At 56.6% G+C, this 24,896-nt stretch carries 17 protein-coding genes and 7 pseudogenes; 18 read left to right on the top strand and 6 right to left on the bottom strand.

The window, feature by feature from the left end:
• Window positions 1-863 precede the first annotated feature (863 nt).
• The 9 genes and pseudogenes from HAH_RS17305 to HAH_RS17265 all read left to right on the top strand — a co-directional run bounded on the left by HAH_RS17305 (window position 864) and on the right by HAH_RS17265 (window position 10,990).
• Window positions 864-1,142, top strand: coding sequence for a hypothetical protein (locus tag HAH_RS17305; RefSeq protein ID WP_014030997.1), 279 nt, complete (start codon window positions 864-866; stop codon window positions 1,140-1,142).
• A 57-nt stretch (window positions 1,143-1,199) separates the two neighbouring features.
• Entirely contained in the window at window positions 1,200-2,024 is an 825-nt protein-coding gene (locus HAH_RS17300) for a hypothetical protein (RefSeq protein WP_014030996.1), read from the top strand.
• A gap of 446 nt (window positions 2,025-2,470) precedes the next feature.
• A pseudogene (locus HAH_RS17295) lies at window positions 2,471-3,996 on the top strand (ABC transporter substrate-binding protein).
• Between the two features lie 166 nt (window positions 3,997-4,162).
• A complete protein-coding gene (locus tag HAH_RS17290) occupies window positions 4,163-5,695 on the top strand; it encodes an ABC transporter substrate-binding protein (RefSeq protein ID WP_014030994.1) in 1,533 nt (510 codons plus the stop codon).
• Window positions 5,692-6,642, top strand: coding sequence for a nickel ABC transporter permease (nikB, locus tag HAH_RS17285; protein WP_014030993.1), 951 nt, complete (start codon window positions 5,692-5,694; stop codon window positions 6,640-6,642). Before HAH_RS17290 ends, nikB begins: the two co-directional genes overlap by 4 nt.
• The gene (gene nikC / locus HAH_RS17280; protein WP_014030992.1) at window positions 6,639-7,532 is read left to right on the top strand and encodes a nickel transporter permease; all 894 of its coding nucleotides are present in this window, start codon (window positions 6,639-6,641) and stop codon (window positions 7,530-7,532) included. Before nikB ends, nikC begins: the two co-directional genes overlap by 4 nt.
• A 2-nt stretch (window positions 7,533-7,534) precedes the next feature.
• Window positions 7,535-8,626 (top strand): ABC transporter ATP-binding protein, encoded by a 1,092-nt coding sequence (locus HAH_RS17275; RefSeq protein ID WP_014030991.1) that lies wholly within the window; start codon window positions 7,535-7,537, stop codon window positions 8,624-8,626.
• The gene (locus tag HAH_RS19370; protein ID WP_014030990.1) at window positions 8,613-9,686 is read left to right on the top strand and encodes an oligopeptide/dipeptide ABC transporter ATP-binding protein; all 1,074 of its coding nucleotides are present in this window, start codon (window positions 8,613-8,615) and stop codon (window positions 9,684-9,686) included. The genes HAH_RS17275 and HAH_RS19370 overlap by 14 nt, the downstream gene beginning before the upstream one ends.
• 284 nt (window positions 9,687-9,970) lie before the next feature.
• Complete coding sequence (locus HAH_RS17265; protein WP_014030989.1) at window positions 9,971-10,990, top strand: hypothetical protein; 1,020 nt, start codon at window positions 9,971-9,973, stop codon at window positions 10,988-10,990.
• Here HAH_RS17265 and HAH_RS17260 read toward each other — a convergent pair whose 3' ends face one another.
• Both HAH_RS17260 and HAH_RS17255 read right to left on the bottom strand, forming a co-directional pair.
• Entirely contained in the window at window positions 10,991-11,482 is a 492-nt protein-coding gene (locus HAH_RS17260) for a DUF3368 domain-containing protein (RefSeq protein WP_014030988.1), read from the bottom strand.
• A complete protein-coding gene (locus HAH_RS17255; protein ID WP_014030987.1) occupies window positions 11,472-11,717 on the bottom strand; it encodes a UPF0175 family protein in 246 nt (81 codons plus the stop codon). Before HAH_RS17255 ends, HAH_RS17260 begins: the two co-directional genes overlap by 11 nt.
• 201 nt (window positions 11,718-11,918) lie before the next feature.
• Between HAH_RS17255 and HAH_RS17250 the strand changes: the two genes are divergently transcribed.
• On the top strand, window positions 11,919-12,155 hold the full coding sequence (locus HAH_RS17250; RefSeq protein ID WP_014030986.1) for a hypothetical protein: 237 nt from the start codon (window positions 11,919-11,921) through the stop codon (window positions 12,153-12,155).
• A 66-nt stretch (window positions 12,156-12,221) separates the two neighbouring features.
• On the opposite strand, the gene HAH_RS20530 is transcribed toward HAH_RS17250, so the two are convergent.
• On the bottom strand, window positions 12,222-12,704 hold the full coding sequence (locus tag HAH_RS20530) for a hypothetical protein (protein ID WP_014030985.1): 483 nt from the start codon (window positions 12,702-12,704) through the stop codon (window positions 12,222-12,224).
• A gap of 55 nt (window positions 12,705-12,759) precedes the next feature.
• On the opposite strand from HAH_RS20530, the pseudogene HAH_RS17240 reads away from it, so the two are divergent.
• Window positions 12,760-13,664, top strand: a pseudogene (locus HAH_RS17240) (HAD-IC family P-type ATPase); the annotation flags it as partial.
• A 67-nt stretch (window positions 13,665-13,731) separates the two neighbouring features.
• Here HAH_RS17240 and HAH_RS17235 read toward each other — a convergent pair.
• Window positions 13,732-13,929: pseudogene (locus HAH_RS17235) on the bottom strand (helix-turn-helix transcriptional regulator); the annotation flags it as partial.
• A gap of 42 nt (window positions 13,930-13,971) precedes the next feature.
• Here HAH_RS17235 and HAH_RS17230 point away from each other — a divergent pair.
• The 4 genes from HAH_RS17230 to HAH_RS17215 all read left to right on the top strand — a co-directional run bounded on the left by HAH_RS17230 (window position 13,972) and on the right by HAH_RS17215 (window position 19,241).
• Complete coding sequence (locus HAH_RS17230) at window positions 13,972-14,493, top strand: Lrp/AsnC family transcriptional regulator (protein WP_023842947.1); 522 nt, start codon at window positions 13,972-13,974, stop codon at window positions 14,491-14,493.
• 1,124 nt (window positions 14,494-15,617) lie between these two features.
• Window positions 15,618-17,084: a HEAT repeat domain-containing protein gene (locus HAH_RS19655; protein WP_014030981.1), complete on the top strand. Its 1,467-nt coding sequence runs from the start codon at window positions 15,618-15,620 to the stop codon at window positions 17,082-17,084.
• A gap of 583 nt (window positions 17,085-17,667) precedes the next feature.
• Entirely contained in the window at window positions 17,668-18,597 is a 930-nt protein-coding gene (locus tag HAH_RS17220) for a CBS domain-containing protein (RefSeq protein WP_014030980.1), read from the top strand.
• Between the two features lie 176 nt (window positions 18,598-18,773).
• Window positions 18,774-19,241 carry a pyridoxamine 5'-phosphate oxidase family protein gene (locus HAH_RS17215; protein ID WP_014030979.1) on the top strand — a complete coding sequence of 156 codons (468 nt, stop codon included), beginning with the start codon at window positions 18,774-18,776 and terminating at the stop codon, window positions 19,239-19,241.
• 155 nt (window positions 19,242-19,396) lie between these two features.
• Here HAH_RS17215 and HAH_RS17210 read toward each other — a convergent pair whose 3' ends face one another.
• Window positions 19,397-22,141, bottom strand: coding sequence for a cation-translocating P-type ATPase (locus HAH_RS17210; protein ID WP_014030978.1), 2,745 nt, complete (start codon window positions 22,139-22,141; stop codon window positions 19,397-19,399).
• Window positions 22,142-22,298: 157 nt separating this feature from the next.
• Between HAH_RS17210 and HAH_RS20525 the strand changes: the two are divergent.
• Window positions 22,299-22,394, top strand: a pseudogene (locus HAH_RS20525) (hypothetical protein); the annotation flags it as partial.
• Between the two features lie 478 nt (window positions 22,395-22,872).
• Here the strand turns inward: HAH_RS20525 and HAH_RS20210 are convergent.
• Window positions 22,873-23,341 (bottom strand): annotated as a pseudogene (locus tag HAH_RS20210) (hypothetical protein); the annotation flags it as partial.
• Between the two features lie 111 nt (window positions 23,342-23,452).
• Here HAH_RS20210 and HAH_RS20435 point away from each other — a divergent pair.
• Together HAH_RS20435 and HAH_RS17200 are read left to right on the top strand one after the other, a co-directional pair.
• Window positions 23,453-23,983, top strand: a pseudogene (locus tag HAH_RS20435) (hypothetical protein).
• 156 nt (window positions 23,984-24,139) lie between these two features.
• Window positions 24,140-24,819 (top strand): annotated as a pseudogene (locus HAH_RS17200) (IS6 family transposase).
• Window positions 24,820-24,896 lie beyond the last annotated feature (77 nt).

Genomic DNA, 24,896 nt, shown 5'->3' with positions numbered 1-24,896 from the left:
CAACCCCCGCCCCCCAGATTTCACGAGAGTATCGTTGGAGAGGAGGGGAAGAGAGGGCAAAATGAAACTCTGAATGAGAAGAAGATTTAATATAAGTGGGTCAAAACAGCATCCGTAATACGTTAGGTTCAGTTTAATTCTCTAGTGGAAACTCAGCAAGAAGCGTCAGACATTATTTCTTCCCTCCCCTATAGCAACTCTCATGAAATATGGGGGGCGGGGGAGATATCTACCTGTCTCTTCTATTCAGCAAGGCAGAAAGGAGACCTCAACTTCTCATGGTCAGTTATCGTCGTCAACAAACAATATCCATCGCTAGTAGGTTATATCCATAGGAGTCTACGGTCGCGCTGCTCTGTATTTGATTCCCTGAGAGACCATCAATCCCTCTCCACTCACTGTCTAGACTCCGTGCTTTCTCTGAGTTACTACACAATTGATGACTTGCTCTGCTCAACTACACCCCACATTTCATGAGTTAGGAGCTGCTATTCTTAAACTCTCGTGAAATGTGGGGGGTGGGCAACAAAATGCCGGTTCACTGGCCGATATTAACTCTCGTGAAAACCGGGGGGTCCCACTTCTCTACGGCCGATACAGCAAGACACTATCAAAGTTGAACTACGCCGCCTGCGTAGCGTGTTTGCGTTGGAAATCTCATCTGGAGACTTTCCTGAAAAGAGACAGATCAAAGATAACATCGCAGCTGAAATTATTCAGGTCACACACCCTGTACCACATGAGAGATCTGTTTATCTAACCGAACTCAGGCATCTTGTTTGTTCTAATACATCATGTAGGCGATTGAGCTATTGCCCACAATGTTCGTTTTGTGCAGCCCTCGCAGCCGGCGGCTCCACACGATGTCCAACCCACCAGACGACGCATTGCTGACCGAACTCGCAACCCACCAGAACCGAAAGCTTCTGCTCTGGCAGCTCGCAGCAGACGGACGCTCGTTCTGTGGTATCCAGTTTGTCGCTCGTGAGCGCGACCTGCAGAACGTTTCTATCGACGAACAAGTCCAAGCCTTCGTCGACGATATGCTCTCAGACGGCGAGGTTCGACCAGAATACGACGCGATGACTGACTGGGAAGCCCTGGAAGCGAACCACGGCGACACCGCCGACCAGTACCTCTAGATCGGACTTCGACCCAGCGCGATTTTGTGCTGCCTCGGTGGCTGGAGGCTTTCCAGTATGTTGCCGACAGCCGAACCACCGTTCGACCCGATCTTCGTCGATGAACCGCTGCTTATCCCAAACTATGAAGAAACGATCATCAGCACAGTCGGCTTGCCATTCTACGCCGACGTCACTCGCCCCGATGAAGTGCCCGCTGACGAGCGCGAGCGAACCATCGACCTTGCGGAACGTATCTTACGCGCCAGCGGCGTCCGAATTGGCTTCGGGCACCACGAGAAAGTCCGAACCTCGATGGAGTCGTGGGCTCCCAATGCCGACGAGGAATGCGACGCTGACCCCGGTTACTGGCGCTCTCATGTCCTCTTGATGTCGCCCCAAGAGATGAACTTCGGACAGCTGGACGGCGAACCCGAGGAGAGGTACAAGAAGGCCAAGACCGTGCTTGCGTGGGCCAGAGAGTGTATCGACAGCGACGTCCTTCAGGAGATCGAGCGGTCCCAAGCCGAGGATATCAAACAAGCGTGGTACGACGCCGCAGAAGCCGAACTGAGCCAGCGTGAGATCGAGCAGTTCGCCGAGGACCCGCCGGAAGCGCTCGATGGGTGGACGAAACTTGACGCCGACTACGACGCTGTCACGGTGGCCTACGTCGCTGACAACCATGGGACGCCATCGGTCGCGGCCGTCTTTGAGGGTGCTGACAGCGAGTTGAAGGCGCGTGAGTTCACCCTGGAGGAGTGGAAGGAGAACGACGGCAATCCTCGCGAGGCAAGGCCAAATCGGTTCTGTGTCACGACTGACGGTGACGGGGCCTACGCACAACTCCGGTCCCATCTGTTGACCTTCGAGGTCGAGTCGATGGAGCCACTCGAAGTGTAGATCATTCCTGCGCTGAGCATGGTCACATCCCAGGTTCACCACACCGTGTTTCGAGTGTAAACACTACTGCTGTCTGGTGGTTTTCACCGGAAACGGTGGTGTGTCTACACGCGTGAGCAGTAGTCATTTGATGATGGCAGTCGCTGATATCCTCAATGTAAGGGTGTAACCGGTGCTTGGGAGTGGTTCATTCTTAGAGGGACTGTGAAACTCTTCTCTGAAAGATTACTGTATTGAATGCTTCGGGGTTGGAAAATACTCTGTGTGGTATTATACAACTACCCTTTAGTTAACTAAACCACAATTGATTTACTGGCTTCCCCTTTGTATCCATCATATGATGTCGAGATTTATACAATATTTCCCGGCAAGCAGCCGCATGGAATCAGATACTTCTGTCTGTGTTGGTCCTGCCCTCATGTCGCTCAGCAACAAGGTGAGTGCTAATGCCTAAACACTGTTCGAGACGGGAACTGCTGGGCGGTGCTGTGGCTGGAGCTGCTGGCCTGATTGCAGGCTGTAGTTCCTCAAAGGCCGATTCTGAGGATTCATTTACTGTTGCGTTGGCGCGAGATCCAACACGGGAAAAGTGGGATGTCTACAACGGTATCACACCGTATTATACGCATGTGTTTGAACCGCTCGTTGACACCACAGCGGAGATGGAAACCGCGCCGCTGCTTGCCACAGAATGGGAGGCCGTCGACGAGACGACGTGGGAGTTTTCCTTACGCAATGATGTCACATTCCACAACGGAGACCCGCTGACAGCCGACGAGGTTGTCCGCTCCTTTGACCGTGTTTTTGAGCAGTGGTCGTGGGTCCCGGGCTGGATTGGTGTCACGTCTGATGGCGTCACGGCAGTAGATGACACCACTGTTCGGTTCGAGACAACGGACCCCTTCCCCGCGTTTCCTGGCACAATCTCACACCAGTATTTCGGCATTCAACACCCTGATGAAAACGAGACGCCGACTGGGACAGGCCCGTTTGAGGTCGATGAAGTCACGGCAGGACAGTCAATCACGCTTACGCCGTTTGCTGATTATCGAGACGGGACAGCTACCCCCACAGAACTCACTTTTGAGTGGATCAAGGATCCCAACACGCGCGTGCTGTCTCTTGAAAAAGGTTCAGTCGATATCGCACAACAAATCCCGAAAAGCCGGGCTACGGCGCTTGTCGAGGCTTCGGAGACAGGGATCGACACCTATCTCACACCTGAGGCTGGGCTCGTCGCAGTCAATCTGTATCGGTCGCCGACCGATGACGAGCAACTTCGAAAGGCACTCAACTGGGCTGTCGACCAGAGCCAGATCGTCGAGAATGTTCTCAACGATATTGGCAAGCCAGCATATGGACCGATTTCGTCTACTATTCCATGGTCAATTCACGATGAACTCCCGACCTACGGGCCAGACCTAGATCGGGCACGGGACCTCGTTGAGGCGTCCAGATACGACGGCGAAACGCTATCGGTTCTGATCAATAGCAAAAATGCCGACGATAGAACGATCGCACAGACGCTTTCCGGTTGGTTCAAAGAGATAGGCGTCACAAGCGAGATTCGACAGGTCGATCCGGCATCGTTCAACGAGAGGTTCACCGCAGGCGAAGCGAACCTGACGCTCGTCGGTTTCGGATCGAATAGCGCTGCCTGTGACTATCTTATTCGGCAATGTTCCACTCCGAAGGCAGTGACAATCGGAAACGCTACAAGCAAGACGGCACCGGCATCTACAATCCTGGTCCAGAAGTCGACCGCCTCATCGAGCAGGGATATCGGGCAGAAAATCTGGAAGCGAAACGGGACTACTACGGTGAAGTCCAGCGGCGCGTGGTCGATACCGGGGCGGTCATCCCACTGTATTACAACGAGTCCGTCTTCGGCCGGCGGGCGGATGTCTCCGGTATCGACGGCCACCCGGTAGACAACATGATCGAATGGTCTGGTCTCACGCGGGAACAATGAGCAGGGATACCGTGAGTCTCGATGTCCTGCGTTTCAACTCAGGTGTGAACCGTGCTGTTCTGCTGGCCGTCGATGAACGTACCGTCTCTATCCGGTGGTTCAGAGCGACTAGGGCAGCTGGTCTGGACGAGAACTCGAATGTTGCAGACGAAGTGTGATATATAGTATGTATAAATTCACGCGACGACAGACATTGTTTGCAGCTGCAGCCGGTATTTCGGGCCTCAGTGGGTATTGGCTACAAAGCGGTGATAGCGTAGACGATGACACGTTCAGGGTTGGCTCACCCTGGACGCCGGATGCGATAGATCCCGTGGCAAACGGCTGGCTCTGGCGACGCCTCAATGTGCTTGAGCCACTGCTTACCGTCGATTACGACGCGACTGTGTCTCCGGGCTTGGCCACTGACTGGCACATGGTCAACGACAGGACGTGGGAGTTCACACTCCGTGAAGGAGCCACATTCCACGACGGGACTGAGGTGACTGCAGAAACTGTGCTCCCATCGCTCACACGAGCATTCGAATCAAGTTCGATGGCTGCAGTCCCGGTCGAATCAGTCGAAGCCGCTGCTGACCGGACGATTATAATTCAAACTACAGTTCCGTTTTCACCACTGCCAGCACACTGTACCCGTGGGATTACCTGCCCTGTTTCACCGTCTGCAATCGCCAACGATGGGTCAATCACTGAGCCGATCGGTACTGGTCCGTTTCAATTCGAAGACTGGGAGCCGGGCTCGACAATCACAACGACCGCTACCCCGGACTACCACGGGTCGACCGCACACATCGAGACACTAATCTACGAAGGGATCACTGACGACCAGACTCGGCGGCTAAAGCTCGAAAGCGGGGAACTGGATATGGCACGTATTCTTCCGAACAAGGCAGCGGATACACTTGCATCCAGTCCCGATCTCACTGCTCACACGTACAAGATTCCGCGAGCCCGATACCTTGTGTTCGACCTCGACTCTGCACCGTTTGCGGACAAAAAAGTCCGTCGCGCGGTGATGTATGCTATCGACCGGGACCACATCGTTGATTCGTTGCTGAATGGGCTGGGGTCGAAAGCGGTCGGTCCGTTCCCAGCGGATGTAACGGAGTGGGCCGCAGAGCTCGAACCGTACGAATACTCACCTGATAAGGCACGGAGTCTGCTCGCTGAAGCAGGATGGGAACCGGATGGGGGCACCCGTACCCGTGACGGTGACACACTCTCGGTGTCGATCTGGACGTATAATACCCGTCCACTACTGCCCACGATTGCCGAAGTGATACAGACACAGCTTCAGGCGGTTGGCTTCGATGTCGATATTTCAGTCATGGAGTCCTCGACAATCAAAGAGCAAGCAACAAACGGGGAGTTCGATACCGTTCTGTGGTCGAGTTCAGTGCTATGGTATCCCGACCCGGACCGACTGTCTGACCTCGTTCATTCGGAGACGGAGACGATGTTCAGTGGCTACGAGAGCGAAGCGGTCGACCGGCACCTCGAAGCAGCTAGGCGGACAGCCGACCGTGACGAGCGGTTCGAGCGATACGCAGCGGTCCAGCGGCGTATGCAACGTGACCTCCCGCTCGGCTGGCTCACCTACTACGCGAACGTCATCGGGACTCGTGCCGACGTCGAGGGATACCAGCCCCATCCCATCGAATCCTGTTATCATCTGGAGGAGGTCACACAGCAGCGATGATCGGGGCGGAACTCTGCAAACGACTGCTGACGATGGCAATCGTTCTGCTGGGTGTGTCGCTGCTCACGTACGGGCTGGTGTTCGTCACACCGGGGGATCCGGCGCGAACGATTCTGACCCAACAGATGGGTGGACAGGCCCCATCTCAGGATGCAGTCGATCAGTTTCGAGCTGAAAATGGGCTTGACGACCCATTCATAGTCCAGTATGCCCGCTGGATGGGGAACGCACTGCAAGGCGACCTCGGTCAATCGTACTACAGCGACCGGTCTGTTTCTGATATGATTGTCCAACGGTTGCCGAATACAATCGCACTCGCTGTTGCATCGATGCTCGTCGCGCTTGTAATAGCTCTCCCAGCCGGAATTGCCAGCGCGAGTAATCCGGGGAGCCGGACTGACTACGCCGCACAGATCGGCTCGCTAATAGGGGTCTCAATGCCGAACTTCTGGCTTGGCTACCTGCTTATTATCGTCTGTGCGCTCCGTCTCAACCTCTTTCCGGTGGCCGGCGCGGCTGGACCGAAACATCTGGTTCTCCCCTCACTGACGCTTGGCTCTGGAATGGCTGCGGTTATCGCGCGACTGGTTCGAACAGCGATGCTTGATGTTCTGGATGACGCGTACATTCAGGCCGCCAGATCGAAAGGGTTGCGCGAACGGATTATCGTCTATAAACACGCGCTCCGGAACGCGCTTGTGCCCGTCGTGACGATTATAGGTTTGCAGTTGAGTTACGTCCTTAACGGCGCAGTTGTTATCGAAGTAGTGTTTCAACGGCCGGGCTTGGGGACGTTACTCGTTGATGCAATCTTTGCTCGTGACTACCCGGTCGTACAGGGCGTAACACTGCTAATCGGCGTCATCTTTGTCTTGGTGAACTTTGCAGTCGACCTGACGTATAGCCGACTTGACCCACGAATCGACCTCGGAGGTGAGCACACATGAGCGACCGAACCGCCGATAGAAGAAAGCGACAGGAAGCCAACAAGCAACAGAGGGGAACTGACGGACTCGCAACGGACCGCCTCGGACAATTCGGAATCGGAGTTGTGCTCACGTTGCTTGTCCTTGCGGCACTTGGACCAGTTGTTTCGCCCTACGATCCAGTCGAACAGGACCTTTCGAACAGGCTTGAATCTCCGTCACTGTCTCATCCGTTCGGGACCGACCAGCTGGGTAGAGACGTACTGACAAGACTCCTTCATGGTGCGCGATTCTCGCTCGGTATCGCCGTCGCTGTAACCACTGTACGACTTATTATGGGGACGGCAGTCGGCCTCCTCGCCGGCTACGCCGGTGGCTGGATTGATGAGACGCTGATGCGACTTGTCGATACACTGCTTGCGTTCCCTGGAATCGTCCTCGCACTTGTCATCGCCGGGATTCTGGGGCCGAGTCTGGTGAACGTGATGCTTGCACTGGCGGTCGTTGGTTGGGCATCGTACGCACGGTTAGTTCGGAGTAGCGTACTCTCGCTTCGAGAGCGTGAGTTTGTAAGCGCCGCACGATTGCTCGGCCGGTCACGAACGCACATCGCAACTCGCCACCTACTCCCGCACGTCGTTGCACCAGTTGTCGTTCTGGCAACGCTTGACATCGGCAGCGTCATTCTCGGCACAGCGGGACTTTCATTCCTTGGGCTGGGCGCACAGCCACCCACACCTGAATGGGGGACAATGCTTGCATCCGGACGCAGCTATCTCAGACAGGCGTGGTGGCTTGTCAACGCTCCGGGCCTCTGTATCATGCTCACCGTACTCGGATTCAATCTTCTCGGAGACAGCCTTCGAGATATGCTTTCACCTACGCAGACAGCACAGATGGAGGAACTGTAGCAATGAGCGAACCACTGCTTCGCGTCGAGAACTTACAGACTCGTTTCGACACTGATCACGGGACTGTCGACGCGGTCAGCGGGGTGTCGTTCACCGTCGACCGGGGCGAAATTGTCGGTATACTCGGCGAAAGTGGGAGCGGCAAGTCCGTTACTGCCAGATCAATTTGCCGACTTGAGGACCCGGGAAACATCGTTGGCGGATCCATTACCTTTGCTGAAAGAGAGCTAACAACTGCCACTGAAGCGACACTGCGTCAACTACGTGGAAATAAGCTCTCGATGGTCTTTCAGGACCCGACGGAAAGCTTGAACCCTGTGTTTTCGGTCGGTGAGCAGATCGCAGAATCGGTTCGGATACACGAATCGAGCGGGACACAACGTCTGCTAGATTTCCTCGGTGTGTCGCCGTTCCAGGATCGGTCAGCGTGGGAGAACGCACGGGAGCGCGCTATCGAGTTGCTGGACCAAGTAGGCATCCCGAACCCGGAAGCAAATGTGTCGTCATTTCCACACGAGTTTTCTGGTGGTCTCCGGCAACGAGCAGTCCTCGCCATTGCACTGGCAAGTGAACCCGCGTTGCTGGTTGCCGACGAGCCAACAACAGCACTTGACACGACCACACAGGCAGATATTCTCAGTCGATTGCGCTCGTTACGTGACGAACAGAACATCGGCATACTGCTTATCTCCCATGATATCGGTGTGATTGCACAGACATGTGACCGTGTCGTGGTACTCTATGACGGACAGGTAATGGAGGCCGGCCCCGTTGAGCGAATACTGACCGCACCGGAACATCCGTACACGAGAGCACTCCTTTCGAGTTCGGTCCGAAACAGCGACGCTGACAAGCAAGTCCAGTCCGCCATGGCACGTCCACGAGACCCCAGCAGCAGCCATGAGGGCTGTCCGTTTGCCGACCGCTGCCAGTATGTGACCGAAACGTGTCGCTCTGGGCCGATTCCGACGACTGAGGCCGCGTCGGACCACCGACTCGCCTGCGTCGAAGCACCGTTCTCTGAAGCCAAGTTCGTGTCCGAACAGCAGGAGATTCCGGCAGCTAACGGAGGACAACAGAATGACACAGCGTAACCAAACTCCAGATGATGTGCAGTCTGGTACTCCTGTGGTCGAAGTACAAAACGTCTCGAAAGCGTTTTCATCGACACGATCCGTCCTCAGTCGGTTGCGTAGCAGCGACTCACCGGCGAAAGCGGTCTGTGATGTATCCTTAGCCGTCCAACGTGGCGAAACGCTGGGACTTGTTGGTGAGAGTGGCTGCGGGAAATCAACACTCGCGAAACTCATCACCGGACAGCTCACCCCGGACGATGGGCAAGTTCGTCTCGATGGAACGCGCGTCGGTGACCTCTCAGAGCGTTCGACCGCGCAACGGCGGCGAGTCGGCGTCGTGTTTCAACACGCCCGGGGAAGCTTTGACCCCCGGTGGCCCATCGGTCGGTCAATTGCTGAAGCCAGTAGCGACGCCACCTCGGCTTCCCTACATGACACCGGCCCAGACGAGGTCGCTGAGCTGTTGTGCAGTGTTGATCTTGCGCCAGAAATCGCTGACCGGTATCCCCGGGAACTCTCCGGCGGCCAAATACAGCGCGTCGCTCTCGCCCGAGCTATTGCACACGACCCCGATATAATCGTACTCGATGAACCAGTCTCCGGACTCGACATGGCCACACAGGCGAGAGTTCTTTCGCTTCTCGCAGACATACAACAGCAGTTCGGTGTCGGCTACGTGTTTATTTCCCATGACCTCAATGTCGTCAGGTTCCTCGCTGATAGGGTCGCGGTAATGTATGCTGGCGAACTCGTCGAAGTCGGGCAAGCAGGCGACCTGTTCCAGTCCCCGAACCATCCCTATACTGAAGCGTTAATCCGTGCGATCCCGAGTGATGACCCACGAGATCCCCCGCCAGTGCCGCTTCAGGGTGCTCCTCCTGACCCAGCAGATAGACCGGAAGGCTGCCCATTCCATCCACGTTGTCCGGCCGTGACACAATCCTGTCAGGAACACCATCCGTCACTCGAAGAGGTTCGAGAGACACACGTTCGGTGTCTTCATGCTCCGGAAGCGACAGGCGAAACAGACATAAATGAGTCCCACACTGAAGATGGCTCTGAGATGAGTAGATTCTGAGCCCATGAAAACCGATTATTCTACTCAAAGTCAACGTTTTTGTGGATGCTTTCACCAGTCATCACTGACTTCACTCTCGTCACAGAAGATGTCCTCATCAAGATAATCAACGAGTTACCGGGCAGGTCATGCTCACAACCTCTTCCGTGTCGTCTGTATAAATATTGCCGCCGATCAGCGTGATGACGCCACACAGTGACGGACAGCACAGGGACGGATAGCCAACTCGTCCAGTTTCGCTCTCTGTCGGTTTGTGCTTCCCTCGGGGCCGGGGTTTAAATACTATGACGACCGCAACCAAGCGTGTGACTGACCGGAATCCTGAGTACGACCCCGCGGATATCCCCGGTGCCGCGAGTTCCGATCCTGAAACGAGAGGAAACGGACAGGAACGAGTCCTCGACTCCACTGGATATCCCGACCGTACAGAGGATGATGCTCGCACCTGTCGGACCTGTGGACAGGCCATTCCACGGGATGAACGCCAGTGTCCGTTCTGCGCTCAAACCGGCATCTCAGAGACTTCGTTCGACGATCAGGATAGCAGCCCACTTGGGGAGTGGACGTTCGGGCGGGTAGTACTCGCACTCGTCGAAGCGAATACTGACTTCCATGCACGAGCCCTCGGCGCTGCGGCCTTCTCCGTTTCCGACAGCATCGCGAGCGGCGAGGATGTCTCTCATGGAACGGTGAAGTGTCGAGCAGCCTTCGGAACTGAGCCAGCCGCCACTCTCACGAAAGGCTGGCCCGACCTGCCGACCGAAACCACGATCGGCGAGGAATCCGGACAGGCGCTCTTGGAGACAGCCGACGAACAGACCAACTGGGACGGGGATGGGGGCGACGTCCAGCCACGGATCTATCTCGAGGACGGGTCGCCAGTCACCGACCGCTCGGAGTTCCAGCAGCTCACGGATGAGTTCCGGGAGGACGACGGCACGTACTGGCTTGTGCCCGGCGTTGTGAAGCGCCATCAGGCAAGAGCCGAACCGGAGATAGTCGGAATCGGGTTCTACTGTCGCCAGTGTGGCGCCGTGACGGGACACGAATCGTACGGACTCGATGGCTTCGAGTGCCACCCACACCTTGACCGCATGATCTGGACCTGCAGGGAGTGTGGGCAGCACCGACACGAACCCGACCAAGAGGATGACACGGGGGACGTCACGGACTACGAGCATCTTCCCGACGGCGTCTCTCCCGAAGACATCCACGGCGACGAGCCAGACTTCCAGGAGCAAGAATTTCAGGACCAGATCAGTGCCTATCGCGAGCGGAATGGCTTTTTCCCGTGGGAACGGTAACTATTCCGTTGCTTCAGAAAGAATTTTTGAGGACAGCTCATCAGAGATCCAGAAGCCAGCGTCACGAAGGGCGTCAAGTTCGTGTTTTAATTCAATGTCTCCAGCATTGGCTCCGCGGAGTAGTATCCCGATGACTCCCGTTACCGTCAGGCTGTGTCTCCGAGCGACCTGTCGACCGTCTTTTTCATCCAAAAGGATGAGGTCAGCATCGTGCTCGATGGCATGACAAATAGCAGCTGTTTCCCCGAGATCCAGCTCGTAGAAGATTTCAGTGAAGAGGTGCGACTGTTCGACCTCGGTGATCGTCAGGAACTCATCGTCACGCAACGAGCGAAGCGCGTCTACACCTGCCTCTCCATCAGTGAGTTCGTCCCACACCTGACGCGGAATGGTGATGCTCGAAAACTGCGATTTGAGAAGAGTGAGTTGGTCGATAAGTGCAAGATTCAGCAGCGGTGACGTGTCCGAGACTACAAGCTCGTTATTCGGCATAGTCGAGGTCTTCGGCAAGTTCAGTGTCGGTGTAATGGCGTGGGATTTCGCGGTCTCCGAGTAACGCTTGGAACTCTCGGTGGGACAGTTCTGCCAATGCACGCGCTTTCCCGAACGAAAGGACATCACGCGCGTAAAGCGAGACAGCCAATTCTTGTTTCATTGCCTGCGGCCGCTCTCCCTCAGGAATCTGGAGCGCCTCATACACCTCTTCATCAATTTCGATAGTAGCCATACTCGTCTGTTGGATAACCCGATTATTGAGTGTTTGGCTGCGCTATCCGAATGTGACGTCGTGTAGTCTCACCTGTGTGGTCGAAAACCTCTGTTTTCGTAGATGGGAGTGCAATTTGGTACGATACGATTCGTGTTCGACGTGCATGACCGACCGGTGAACGGCTGAGGTTTTGTGTCTCCCCCGAAGCCGGAGGAGATCATGAGTACCACAGCGCCTTCCTTCGAGGAGTATGACTTCGACCGCGGTGACCACGTCAGAACTGACTGGACCGACGGAGACGGCCCACTCGATGCAGTCGTCGGAACCGGTGCAGAAATTTCGTGTTCCGGCGGCAACGTGATCGTCGCTGTCGAGGCTGACGACGACCAGTATCCCGAGCGCTCGATCTACGGCGGCACACACGATTGCGCTCCCGAGTGGGTCGAATTGCTGTGAGTGACTCCCCCCTCTCGTGAGAGCAATACCTCCGCTCGCTCGCTGAGAGTGGGGCCTCCACCTCGATTACGGTGGATTACTCGCAGCATTCAGCGGGTCGTAGGAGTCTGCATGATAGGCAACACGCCAGAGTTTGAGAACAGCACGAGTGACGAGTGCTTCGACAGACTGCTTGATGCAGGACTCTTCGATATCGTCTGGATCGGAAGTGGCGTCAGGGGGCGGATGATAGTATTCGAGACCTGGAACGGAGATGTAATCACCGCCATGTGGATGACTGTCCCAGCGGAAATTCACACCGTCAGTGTCCGTATAGTGAAATTTGTAGTCCGCTCGAGTCGTCCACTGAACATCAATTCGGGCGGAGTCAGCACTACGGCGGCCGTCACCGAGTGGGACTTCCAGAACCGTCGGGTTGAGATAGCCGTCTAGCGTTGGCGCTGCGAGCGGCTCTTCTCTCTCGATGATGTCACGAACCGTGAGGAGCGCTGATCGGTCGATCGATCCTCGTAAGGAGTGGAGTTTGTCTGTTCCGTTTCTCTCCACCATCTGCTAGGCGAGAATACTATCGTCAGTTGATCGTGAGTCCCCGTCGACAAACTGTTTGGCATTCGCAATCGAGAGTGATTCCGAACACATGATTGCACGAGCCATCCGCGAGGCAGCTGACGAGCGTGATCTTAGCGCACCTGACGCGACCGACTTCGAGGCGATCAAAGGCGAGGGGTTCGCGCGAGCGTCGAAGGAAACGAGGTGTACGTCGGCGGGCCGAACTTGTTGACCCAACTCGATAGCGATGTCTCCGATCACCTCCAGCGTTTCGCTGATGAGGCCGGCGAGAACGCACAGACAGTGGTGTATCTCGTTCTCGAAGGAGAGTTGATCGCTGCCTTCGCGATGGCCGACGTGATCCGCGAGGAAAGCTACGCTGTCGTCGACGCACTCCACGATCTGGGCATCGAGGTGGCGATGCTGACCGGCGACTCCCAGGACGTCGCCGGAGCGGTCGCCGATGAACTGGGCATCGATACGGTGTTCGCAGAAGTCCTCCCCGAGGACAAGGACGAGAAAGTCCAAGAACTCCAAGACCAGGGCAAGCTTGTGGGGATGGTCGTCGACGGCGTCAACGACGCGTCGGCGCTGACGCGAGCGGACGTCGGCATTGCGATCGGGAGCGGTACCGACGTTGCGGTCCAGTCGGCCGACGTCATCCTCGTCCAGAACAACCCGATGGACGTGGTGCGACTCGTGAAGCTAAGCAAGGCGAGCTACCGGAAGATGCAGGAGAGCATCGTCTGGGCGGCCGGCTACAACGTCTTCGCTATTCCGCTTGCAGCAGGCGTATTGGCACCGATCGGAACTCTGCTGTCCCCCGCTGTAGGTACGCTTCTGCTGTCTTTGAGTACAGTAATCGTCGCGATCAACGCACAGCTACTCCGCCGCGTGGACCTGTCCATTCCCGAGCTTCCAAGCGGGACACCAGCTACGGAGGCACAGCCCGCGGACTGAGGCCCTTTTGGCTACTACAGGAGGGATTCCTTCGGGATGACCATCGCTTCCGACAGACCGGTGGGTGCTACGCAGGAACCGATTCTTTGCTCTCCAAATACTGGCTTTCCCACTCCTGTCGTGCCTCTATTTCACGCTTACCACGCTGTGTGACTGTGTATACGCTCGTCCGCTTGTCGAGTTCACCCTTCTCGAGCAGTCCTTTGTTGACGAGATCGTCGTGATTCGGATAGAGACGGCCGTGGTTGCTCTCTTGCTCGTGATGGGCCCATGCGGACTTTTCAGTCGCCCCGTCCAAGGACATCGCATGGACGATTCCCCACTCGACGACGTGGACCGGAGCATCTTGCACCAACTTCAGCTCAATGCCCGCCAGACCGATACGGAGATCGGTGAGAGGGTGGATGTGACCTCCACGACGGTCCGAAATCGCCTCGACAAGCTCGAGGGGAAGGGCGTAATCCGGGGCTACCACCCCGAGATCAACTACGAGGAAGCGGGCTACCCCCTCCACGTCATGTTCGTCTGTACAGTCAATCCGAATAAGCTTGACTCGTTGGCCGATCAGATCCTCGATATTCGCGGTGTGGTAACCACCCGCGAGTTGCTTGGGGGCGAACGGAATGTCCACGTCGAGGTCGTCGCCGGCACGGTTAGGGAAATCGAAGAGATCCGCAACGAACTGGCGGACGTGGGCATGACAATCACCAGCTCCGAAATCATCTCCGAGACACAAGTCCAGTCATGGGACCACTTCTATCCACAGTCGGGGCCCGGCGCGCGGCAGGATGACGGCACCGACGACGGGTCGGTCACCGATCAAGGATAACCGGGAGATCGATTGAAATTTTCAAACATCTCCGCGTCTACCGGCACTGAAATCACATTCTAATTTCAAAATATCCACCGATAGCCAGTTTGAGTTGGAATTTCCAAATGTGACAACTGTGTGGGTAACCGACTTTATTCGTGTCGGCGTCCTCCTTCGCCGGATAATCTCCTCGGGTCGGCTCCCCGTGGTGAACCCGGTGAGGTAGCCAGTCAGCGCTGCTCTGGCCAGACTGCGCGAACAGAGTGAGTATTACAGACACTGTACTGAGGGATTGCATTGTCAACGCCTTGGAAAAATCACATGCTGTACTCGCATCCTGTATTCAACACGGCCGGTGAAACCTATCACCGGCAGAGACTTTCAAAAGTCCGTTGCTGAGTAGAAATCATTCCTTCTGAATCCCCGTCGAGCAATTTCTGAAACTACAGCATTATCACGGGATTTCTCGGGATGCCTTCTACGCGCTCAAATCGGTACGACACGGCTCATCTGCTATTTGAGGGTGTCATTTCGGCTTGCAGATCGCGGTTTTCGTCCAAAGAGAGAGGCAATATGCTGTGTGCGAAGGCCGCCGGTTCTCTTCGGCTGAGGGGATGTCACAGGGAGAGTGGACTCGCGAACCTATCAGTTTTAGTGTATGAGATGGACGGGTGCGTTTCGGTGTGTCTGTTTCCCCCGCGAGATGGTGGCGGGGCGCATCACATGCCCCCGATTGACAATGGCTTCGGAACAACGCAGCGAAACACGAGCAGCGCATCAAGCGGACAGAACTCCTGACGGTGAGCCGACGATCTCGACCGATCGACCGGGATCACACGCCGGTCGTCACCCTCGTGGAGTGTACTCTCGGCGAGCTCACGCACGAGGCCGTGGGCGCCGTCAACTCGCACAAGACCGAGATAATCACCGAGTACAGACAGTCGCCTTCTTCTCGAATGTCCCGAACCGCTCGTCCTCGTAGGTTTCGGGGTTTTAGGCGTGTGCGGCTTCGACCGACTCGTCATCCATTTCGTTTTGGTACGGTAGCTGTGAATATAATCACACTGGTCGTAGGTGGTATCGGGTCGTCGTGTGGAATCCAGAGATCTATTACCGTGAGTGGCCTGTTTCAATCAAGAAGCATGGGGAACGATTTTCGCGAGACCACTGGAACGACGGAGAGAGTGACGGAATTGGTCGCCGCTTTCGAGGACGGGCGGGCGGGCGATGCCGAATTCGAGGCGTTGCGGGAGTTGCTCGCGACCGAAGACGCCAGGGACCGAGACGTCGCCATGTCTGGCATTCGTTCGGTCGGCATCGTCGACGAGGAACGAACCGAGGCGGCCGTCGACGTGTTGCTGGGGCACTGTTTCGACCAGCCCAGGCGAGTCCGCGAACCCGCCGCCGAGAGCCTCTCGGACGTCGGTCGCGAGCAGAACCCGGCAGTGCTCCGCCCCGCCGTCGACACCCTTCGGGAGCGGCTCCACGACGCCCACGAGTCGACCCGGAGAGAGGCACTGTTCGCCCTCAGGGAACTGTGCAAGCACCACGCCGAACTGTTCGTGCCGCTCGTCGACGATCTCCGGGTCCGTCTCGACGACGGCGAGGCGTGGGTCCGGGAACACACACTGGCCGTTCTGGGGGAGATCGCCGCAGAGCGACCCGAAGCTATCACCCCGCCGTTCGACGATTTCGAGGCGTGCCTGGACGACGACGTCCCGAAAGTACGGTCCAAAGCGGTCCTGCGGCTCGGCTCTCTCGCGGAAACGCATCCGGATGCGGACCGTCCTTCCATCGATGACTTCCGGGCGTGTCTGGGCGACGACAGCTGGACGGTCCGTTCCAGCGCGGCCAGTGCGCTCGCTTCGCTCGCGGAGACGCGCCCGGATGCGGTTCGACCCGTCATCGACGGCATCCTCGCATTGCTGTCGCCACCCGCTGCGTTCGTCGGACCCGGTCCCAGGGGTGAACAGACATCCATCACACTGGCGCTCGGGCGGCTGGGTGTGACCTTCCCACGCGAGGCACCCCGTATCGCCTCGACACTCCAGAGCATCTTCGACGAAGAAGGTGCTGGAAACACCACGTTCGAACCCATATACGAATCGATCACCCGTGAGCTAGAGACGATTGCACAAGCCCACCCGGAGGCGGTCGTGCCCGCCATCGATGACCTTACCGCCAGCCTCGACGCGTCGAGGATCGAACGCCGTCGTTCTGCGGCCAGGGCACTCACGGCGGTCGGACGGACCCACCCCGACGAGGTTCGCCCCGCCGTCGAGAACTTAGAGGCCCGTCTCGAAGACGAGGATCCGTGGGTGCGTATGGAGGCGACCGAGGCACTGCTGGCGCTGGACGTGGTGGACTCCGAAACGGAATCGGCGGCTGAGGAGATCTGCGCGCTCTTTCTCGCCGCCGCGGACTCCCAGGAGGCGATCGACCGGTTCGTCGCCGCAGAGCCTACCGTGGGGGCGCTGGTGGTCACCGAACTACGATCCCGTGTCGGCGACATGGATTCGGTCGACGAGAAGCCCTCCGTGGCAGCGGCATTCCGGACGATCAGTACCATCGACGACGCCTATCGCTATCTGAGTCCTATCTCGATCTGAGCTTCGGTCTTCGTCACTGCACTGGCTCACTCGGATATCGCATTGCGGGCTGCCGTCTCGTGGATGTCGTCCACTTTCCAAGACTTAATCCTCTATTCAGTCAGATTGGTATCTTTATCTTGTATTTGCAACCCTTTAGTTCATAAAATTGAGATTTTATTTCCAAACTCGGGTTTTTATTGTTAATATCTCTCGTTTTCACTCTAACTTATGCACTCTAGTTCGATTACCGATGATGTCGATAAGGCACATTATAACCTCCCAAAGGTCGTCACCACGGGCGACAGATTGGTGCCCTCGTTGGTTTCGAGAAGAACAAATTGAAGCTCTTGGATACCAGAATCAAGCACGAAGAATAACACTGATCAATTAAATCTTTAAACAAAGCACCAGTATTCAATCTGAAGGGCGTTATTTTGTATATAATACATGCGTAATTATAACTATTTGATCTCGGTTAGATACACCTTTTATTCCATTTCTTTACTTTTCTATTCCTTTTAGTAATAACATACGTACAGCTGTTATCGGTTGGTATCTCTTCGTCAGATAACCTCTTGTCACGTCGAACCGACGTGCAACCATGGCGTTCCCAATTCGCGTCAACGACGTGATGAGCAGTCCGGTCGAGACGGCGTCGCCTGAAACAACTGCCAGTACTGCCGCCGGCCGGTGTCACGCGGGCTCAATCGGGTCACTAGTCGTCGTCGAGGACGGAGAGGTCCTCGGCATCGTCACCAGCGACGACTTCGTGCGACTCCTCAGCGAGGAGTCGAGCCCGGAAGAGCGCTCGCTTTCGGAGTTTATGTCAACCCACGTTGTTTCGGTCGATGCGAGCGCCACCCTCGGCGCCGCGGTCGAAACAATGTTTGAGCATGATATCGCCCGGTTGGTCGTCTTCGATGGAGACGAGCTAGTTGGGCTGGTCAGCACTGACGATATCGTCCGTCACGTCCCGCAAATCCTCCAGCGGCGGGAAATCGAAGGCCACGAACAACAGACTGCCAACTACTACCGACATCAGGAGACTGCTTACGAAAAAAACGACTGGGACGTTGAGGGTACGGGACTCGACGACCACCACGTCAACGTCGGTGACAGAGTCGAGTTTTCGAAGACGATCAGCGAACAAGACGTGAGGACCTTCGCTGCCGCCAGTGGCGACACAAACCGGCTTCATCTCGACGAGGAGTACGCCAGCCAGACGCGGTTCGGCCGGCGAATCGTCCACGGGACGCTTGTCGGTGGATTGATCAGTGCTGCGTTGGCTCGTTTCCCCGGTGTAACTATATACATCTCACAGGACCTCTCGTTCCTAAAACCGGCCGACATCGATGTTCGCCTTACCGCAGTCTGTGAGGTTGTCGAGGACCTCGGCAGGAACAAATACCAGCTCACGACGGACGTGCTCAACGAGGACGGCGAACCGATAATTGAGGGCCAGGCCGCCGTCCTGATCGACGAGACGCCGGAGACAGGTCAGGTCACCGTCGAGGCCCTCGCCAGCGGGTGACCGAGCAGTTATAGTAACAATTAAACGATTTACACACTGATCGCACTGCTGCCATGCGATCAAGTGTGCATTGATTTCCAATGGCTACTATAGCAGACGCCTCCATCTGTTGTCTATCGGGAAACTATGAGACAGCACACGGAATTATGTCACTCGATAGCATACTCTGATATGGAATGACTATCGACGAACTCACCGACTTCGGGTTGCACAAGATGACCGACGAGGAGGTAGAGGGGTTTCTCTCTAGCCAGAGTATGGGAACGCTGGGACTCCCAACAGACGTCGAACCCTACCTGATTCCGATGACCTACGGGTATAATGGAGGGGGGCGTCTCTACTTCTACTTCATCGGAGACAACGGAAGTCGGAAAATGGAGTTGGCCAACCAGGCAGAGTCGGCGGCATTCCTCGTGTACAGTGCGGAGACAGCGTTTAACTGGGAGAGCGTCGGACTCATCGGGACGATTCAGAAACTCCCGGAAGACAGACGTGGTGAACTCGACGAGACGACGACGCCAACGTGGCGCCCGGAACTGTTCGAGACCGCGAGTGACTCGCTTGAAACACAGATATACGAGTTCCAGATCGAGGAATGGACCGGCGTTCGACACACTGGTCTCCCGCCGGGATTTTATAACTGAATGCGTCCCCTCCTCGGAATGAATCGGGCTGCTCGGAGATAACGTCCTCCCCGGCGTGAACGCTGGGATGCTGTCGCTTAATTAAGCGAGAATTCACAGGAGAAAGCCCGCTTCGTGGCGGAGAGCGCGACTGAGGGTCTGCCAGATTTCCCGCTCTACGCCTCCTTCTCGCGAGTTTGCGAAGAGGTCTGTGACGCTCTCTCCGAGCGCTTAGGGTACCGCATCTTCCAGCTCAGTTTGTGCAGCTCGATAGCGACGGCGATGGTCAGGGCAATCCCACCGAGAACGAGCCACTGTTCCAGACTGACAGGTGCGGTTCCAAGGACTGCCTGAGCGGGCGGAAAGTACATCGCTCCGAGGTGGATCAAGAACGCAGTAATCGTCCCGGTAAGCAAGATGGGGCTCTGCAACGGTGATAGACGGAACAGAGAGGCCGTCTCGGAGCGGGCATTGCCGATATTGACCATTTGGAACAGGACGACCAGCAGGAGCAGGTGATTGCGGACAGCCGCCTCCGAAAGCCCCTGCTCCAGTAACCAAATGAACGTCCCGAACCCGATCACACCGATCACCATCGCGGCGACGAGTGTCCGTTCGATCATGATTTGATTGAAGATTCGCTCGTCAGGAGAGCGTGGTGGCCGATTCAACACGTCTCCTTCCTTGGGTTCGAATGCCAGGGCGACGTCCTGAATCCCGTTCGTGACGAGGTTCAACCAGAGAATCTGGACGGGCACCAGCGGGAGTGGTAGTCCGGCCGCTAAGCTCAACAGGACGAGTGTAACTTCTCCAGCGCCGGTGGAGATGAGCAGGAAAATGATCTTGCGGATGTTGTCGAACGCGATCCGGCCCTGTTCGATGCCCGCGACTATCGTCGCAAAGTTGTCGTCGCTGATCACGAGTTCGGCCGCATCCCGGGCCACGTCGGTCCCCATCTGTCCCATAGCGATACCGATATTCGCCTGCCGAAGCGCCGGTGCGTCGTTGACACCGTCACCCGTGACGGCGACGTAGTGTCCCATACCCCGGGCAGCTTCGACGATTCTGAGTTTTTGATCGGGCGAGACGCGTGCAAACACCCGCGTCGTTTCTATGATTTCCACAAGCTGTTCTTGGGAGGCGTCCATGAGCTCGGTTCCGGTGGTGACCTCCTCCGGAGACTCGGCCAGTCCGAGGGCACGGGCGATAGCAAGGGCCGTCTCTCGATGATCTCCCGTAATCATTGTGACAGTGATGCCAGCCTGCTGTGCTGACGTAATCGCCTCCTCGACACCGGATCGGAGCGGGTCGATCATCCCGATAAACCCGAGAAACGTCAACCCGGTCGGTTCTGACGGGGGCTGGCCGAGATCCTCGGTAGTCTCCAGCGTTCCTTCGGCGACGGCAAGCACGCGATATCCCTCGTGAGCCATCTCGGTCGCCTGCTGTTGCAGTTCTTGCCGCGAAAAGTCGCCCTCGCTTGCATCCGAACACATCTCCAGAACGCGCTCGGGCGCACCCTTGACGAATACCTGTTCCTGGTCACGGGTTTCATGAAATGTCGCCGCATAGCGCTGTTCGGGTTCGAAAGGGATCTCGTCAATCTGTGGGTTCGCGTCGAGCGCCGCCTCGCGGGACCACCCCAGCTTGTGACCGAACGCGAGAAGCGCGATGTCGGTCGGGTCACCGCGCCACGTCCACTCGTCGTCGCGTCGGGACAGGTGCCCTTCGTTACAGAGCACAGATGCGCGGGCGAGACGAGACAACTCGTTTGCGAGATGAGGCTCCGGAGGGTGCCCGTCTCTGAGGACACTCCCTTCCGGGGCATACCCCTCGCCGGTCACCTCAAACGTCCTTCCATCGGGGATTTGAGCCTGTTTGACCGTCAATTCGTTTGCAGTCAGCGTTCCCGTCTTATCCGACGCAATCATCGTACAACTTCCCAGTCCTTCCACAGCCACTAGACGACGGACGATGACGCCTACCTTTGCCATTCTCCGGCTGGCGACGCCTAGCGCGACAGTGATTCCCACGGGGAGCCCTTCAGGGATCGCCGACACGGCTAACGCAACGGCGAACAGGAACATTTCGACGGCGTCGTACTGCTGGACGAAGATTCCGAGGAGGGCGGTGATTGCCGCGGCGGCGAGTACGACGAGGCCGACAATGCGGGTAAATCGCTCCATACGCGTCACGAGGGGAGGCTGTCCGCCCTCAACGGCCGTGACGTCCTCGGCCAATCGGCCGACAACCGTATCGGCACCGGTTTCGACGACGACACCGCGCCCCCGCCCACGGTTGACCACCGTTCCCGCGTAGGCCATATTGCGCCGATCTCCGAGTGAGGCCCGGTCGTCGCCTGCCCACTCTTCGTCTTTCAGGACGGGGGCTGATTCGCCGGTGAGTGGCGACTCGTCGATCTCTAGACCATGTGTAGAAACGAGTCGAATGTCCGCAGGAACACGGTACCCAGATTCTAGAAGCACGATATCACCAGGGACGACCTCTTCTCCATCGATGTCGCGTGTCTCACCATCTCGAATGACCGTCGCCCGGGTCCTGATGAGTTGCTGCAGTGCCTGACTGCTGCGTTCTGCACGCCATTCTTGGATACCGCCGACGAGCGCGTTGATCAACAGCACCAGGGCGATGAATCCAGCGTCAGTCTCCTCACCGATGGCAAACGAGACAATTGCCGCGGTGGCGAGAATGTAGATGAGTGGGTTTTTGAACTGACGGAGGAAGATTTGCCACACGGTGACCGGCTTTGTCTTCGGCAGGCGATTTGAGCCGTGTTCAGAGCGCCGGCTTTCAGCGTCCTCGGTTGAGAGACCATCTGAATCGGCGTCAAGGGCGTCGTATATCTGACTTAGCCCCCGTGAATACCAGGATTCGGTGTTCGTCGAAGCGGAGACAACCATTAGTTACGGGGTGTACACCGGGGGACGACTTAGTGGTCAGTGTCGAGTACAGAAGCAGGGTGTCGTTTAACCAGAGGGGCGATTCAGGGCGGGATCCGCGTTGAGAACGATAGGCTGCTACATCTGGTACCACAGGCGATTCGTCACGTTCGTCGCCGTGGGCGTCTACGAGGAGCTCCTATTTCGGGGATATCTCATCACCAACATCACAGAGGAACGTACGTGGTTCGAGCGGGTTCGGGGTACGGCTGCGGTCGGACTTGCCACGCTGTTTACGTCGGTCGTCTTCGGGGTGGCACATGCCGGGAACCCGAACGCAACGCTGGCAAGAAGCGTTCCCCCTCGTGGAAACGAAAGAAGACGACATTATCAAACCGCTCATCAACTTCGAATAGTCCGTTGCCTCGTTTCTGACGTACTCTGAGGAAATACTCCCTTTTTCGATAACGAAATAGAGAGAGGGCACCGTCGGGCAAGTATAAGTCTTTCAGGAGTGACAACTCAATAACGATGCCCGATCCGCCGACTATAGTAACAATTGAAACGATGTACACACTGATCGCACTGCCGTCGTGCGATCAGGTGTGCATTGATTTTCAATGGCTACTATAGCATGTTGGTAGTGTTCGGGCTGATAACCGTCCTGTGGTGCTGTTCGTAACCGAGCCGATACCACCGACATCACCGCAATCGGGATCGTGGCTGCACCTGTCACGTTCAGTGGAGATATGAATCTGTTCGTATTCGCAGCGACCAGCGCGTTCGGTCGCGTACCACACGGACACACCTGAGGGTTACTAACCAGTGCAGTTGCTCAAAGCTATCAGCAATCTTCCGGAAAGAGCGGCGGTGATCGTTCGGATAAAGTGCTGCTTGGGAGAGTACGCTCACCGCGAACTACCACTCATTTGGGGCAGTCAGGGTGTGTCGCAACGGTTTCTGTCCCACAAGAGTTGCACTGGTAGCAGTGGCGGTTGTCCTGGGTGACTTCTGGGGGCTCCAGATCAGGGATCACCTTGACGAATCGGTGAGCATCAGCCCCCGACTGTTGCTTACTGGACGATGTATTCGGGTTCTCGTATTTCCAAAGGCGTGTTTCTATTTCTTCTATCCGCTCGTATTTCTGGTTAAATTGGTCTTGTAATTGCCGATATTCTTGTACTTTTGCTTGCTTTCCTTCTCAAATCTTTCGATTTGCAGCTCAAACTGAAGCAACCGAGAGTACAAGCCGATTCGTGAGCGATACAAGTGGCGCTTTCTCTGTCCTGTGGACACTGCTCGCGAGCAGTCAACACTTGCACGGAGGTCTCAGTGACCGAAATCCAGCCCAAGGCAACGGCTGAGTACTGTCGGTTCTGTGGAGACAGGACAGCCGATATCTCCGGCGAGGCGTACACGTATGTCCGGTTGTCCGACGAAGTGGGGCGAGAAGACGGCGTGTTCTGGTTCACGATTTGCCGGGAGTGTACGCTTCAGGACCGCGACAACGTCGAGCAGGCCGCTTCGCTCTTCCACGAGGCAGATCGAGACCATCTCGTCACCTGCGATGTCTGCGGGGCTGTTGGCTGCCAGTCTGCCAGTACTCGCCAGCCAGCAGCGGAGACGTATCGGCTCGCGAGCGTTATTTCCTAGTCGGTGAGTATCAACGGCTTCGACGGGGCAACGCACTCTTGTAGTGAGTGCAGTCCTATCATCACGCTCGACTGTGTGAAACGCCCTGACCGGACATACGACGATGAAGTGCCGCGTCTCGTCGAGCCCCCGTTTGACTCAGCTGCGAGGACAGCGGACGATGCTCCGGCAGACAGTACACAGGTTGAGATCGACGGGTGGACTGGGTAGCCGACGGTAGTTCCACGAAATTGGTGGGTCTGCTCCGCTAATGAGCAGTACAGGGGAGCTACGAATCGTTTGATAGAGAAATCCAAATAACACCCCCAAAGGCACTGTCTAGTTGAGCGAGTTTGAGAAGCGAGGAGGTCGTAGCGAGAAGTGTCCATGCAACTCGCAGACCTCCTCAGAGGAACGTTAGATGAGGACAGCCAAGACGTTTGGGAGAATGAGCGCACCCCGCACCCGTCCGCCGGTTTGGGGTGCGTCTCCATACTGCGGGGCTGTCGATCAGGAAGACGGTCGCTATCTGGGACTTGCTGGGTGTCGATCGCTCTCACGGGGCGGTCTGGAATTGGGTGCATACACTGGCTGAAGCACAGAGCGACCCGCCGACGGCGGAGCCGTCGCGGGTCGCGGTCGATGAGAAACAAATCGAGATCGATGGGGAGAAAAAGTGGTTGTACGCCGCTGTCGACACTGAACCAAAGTTACTTCTCGAAGTTGACGTGTTCAGCCGCTGCGGGACTGACCCCGCGGCGGCGTTCCTGCACCGGCTCACTCAGAAACACGATGTTGCCGAGACAGTGTTTCTCGTTGATGCTGGCGGCTATCTGACTGCCCTCTCGCGTCACGATTTGAGCGGTCGGCTCGACTATCGAATCCGGAACCACTTCGAAAAGTGGTTCCAGACTGTGACCGTGCGAATCGACCGCTTTCACTCCTTCTGGAGGGACAGTCAATCCAGCGCGAAACAGTGGCTACGACGCTTCAGACACCACTACAACCACGAACGACCCAACCAAGAACTCGACGGACGAACGCCAGCTGAGGTCGTCCAGAACTAGACAGTGCCCTTCTGGGTAGTTCGCATCCAGATTGAACAGTTATTCCAGCCAAGATTCCCTTGAATCTCATTTCGTAT

The organism is Haloarcula hispanica ATCC 33960, from assembly GCF_000223905.1.
Classification (GTDB): domain Archaea; phylum Halobacteriota; class Halobacteria; order Halobacteriales; family Haloarculaceae; genus Haloarcula; species Haloarcula hispanica.
This window is presented reverse-complemented; position numbering and strand designations above follow the sequence as displayed.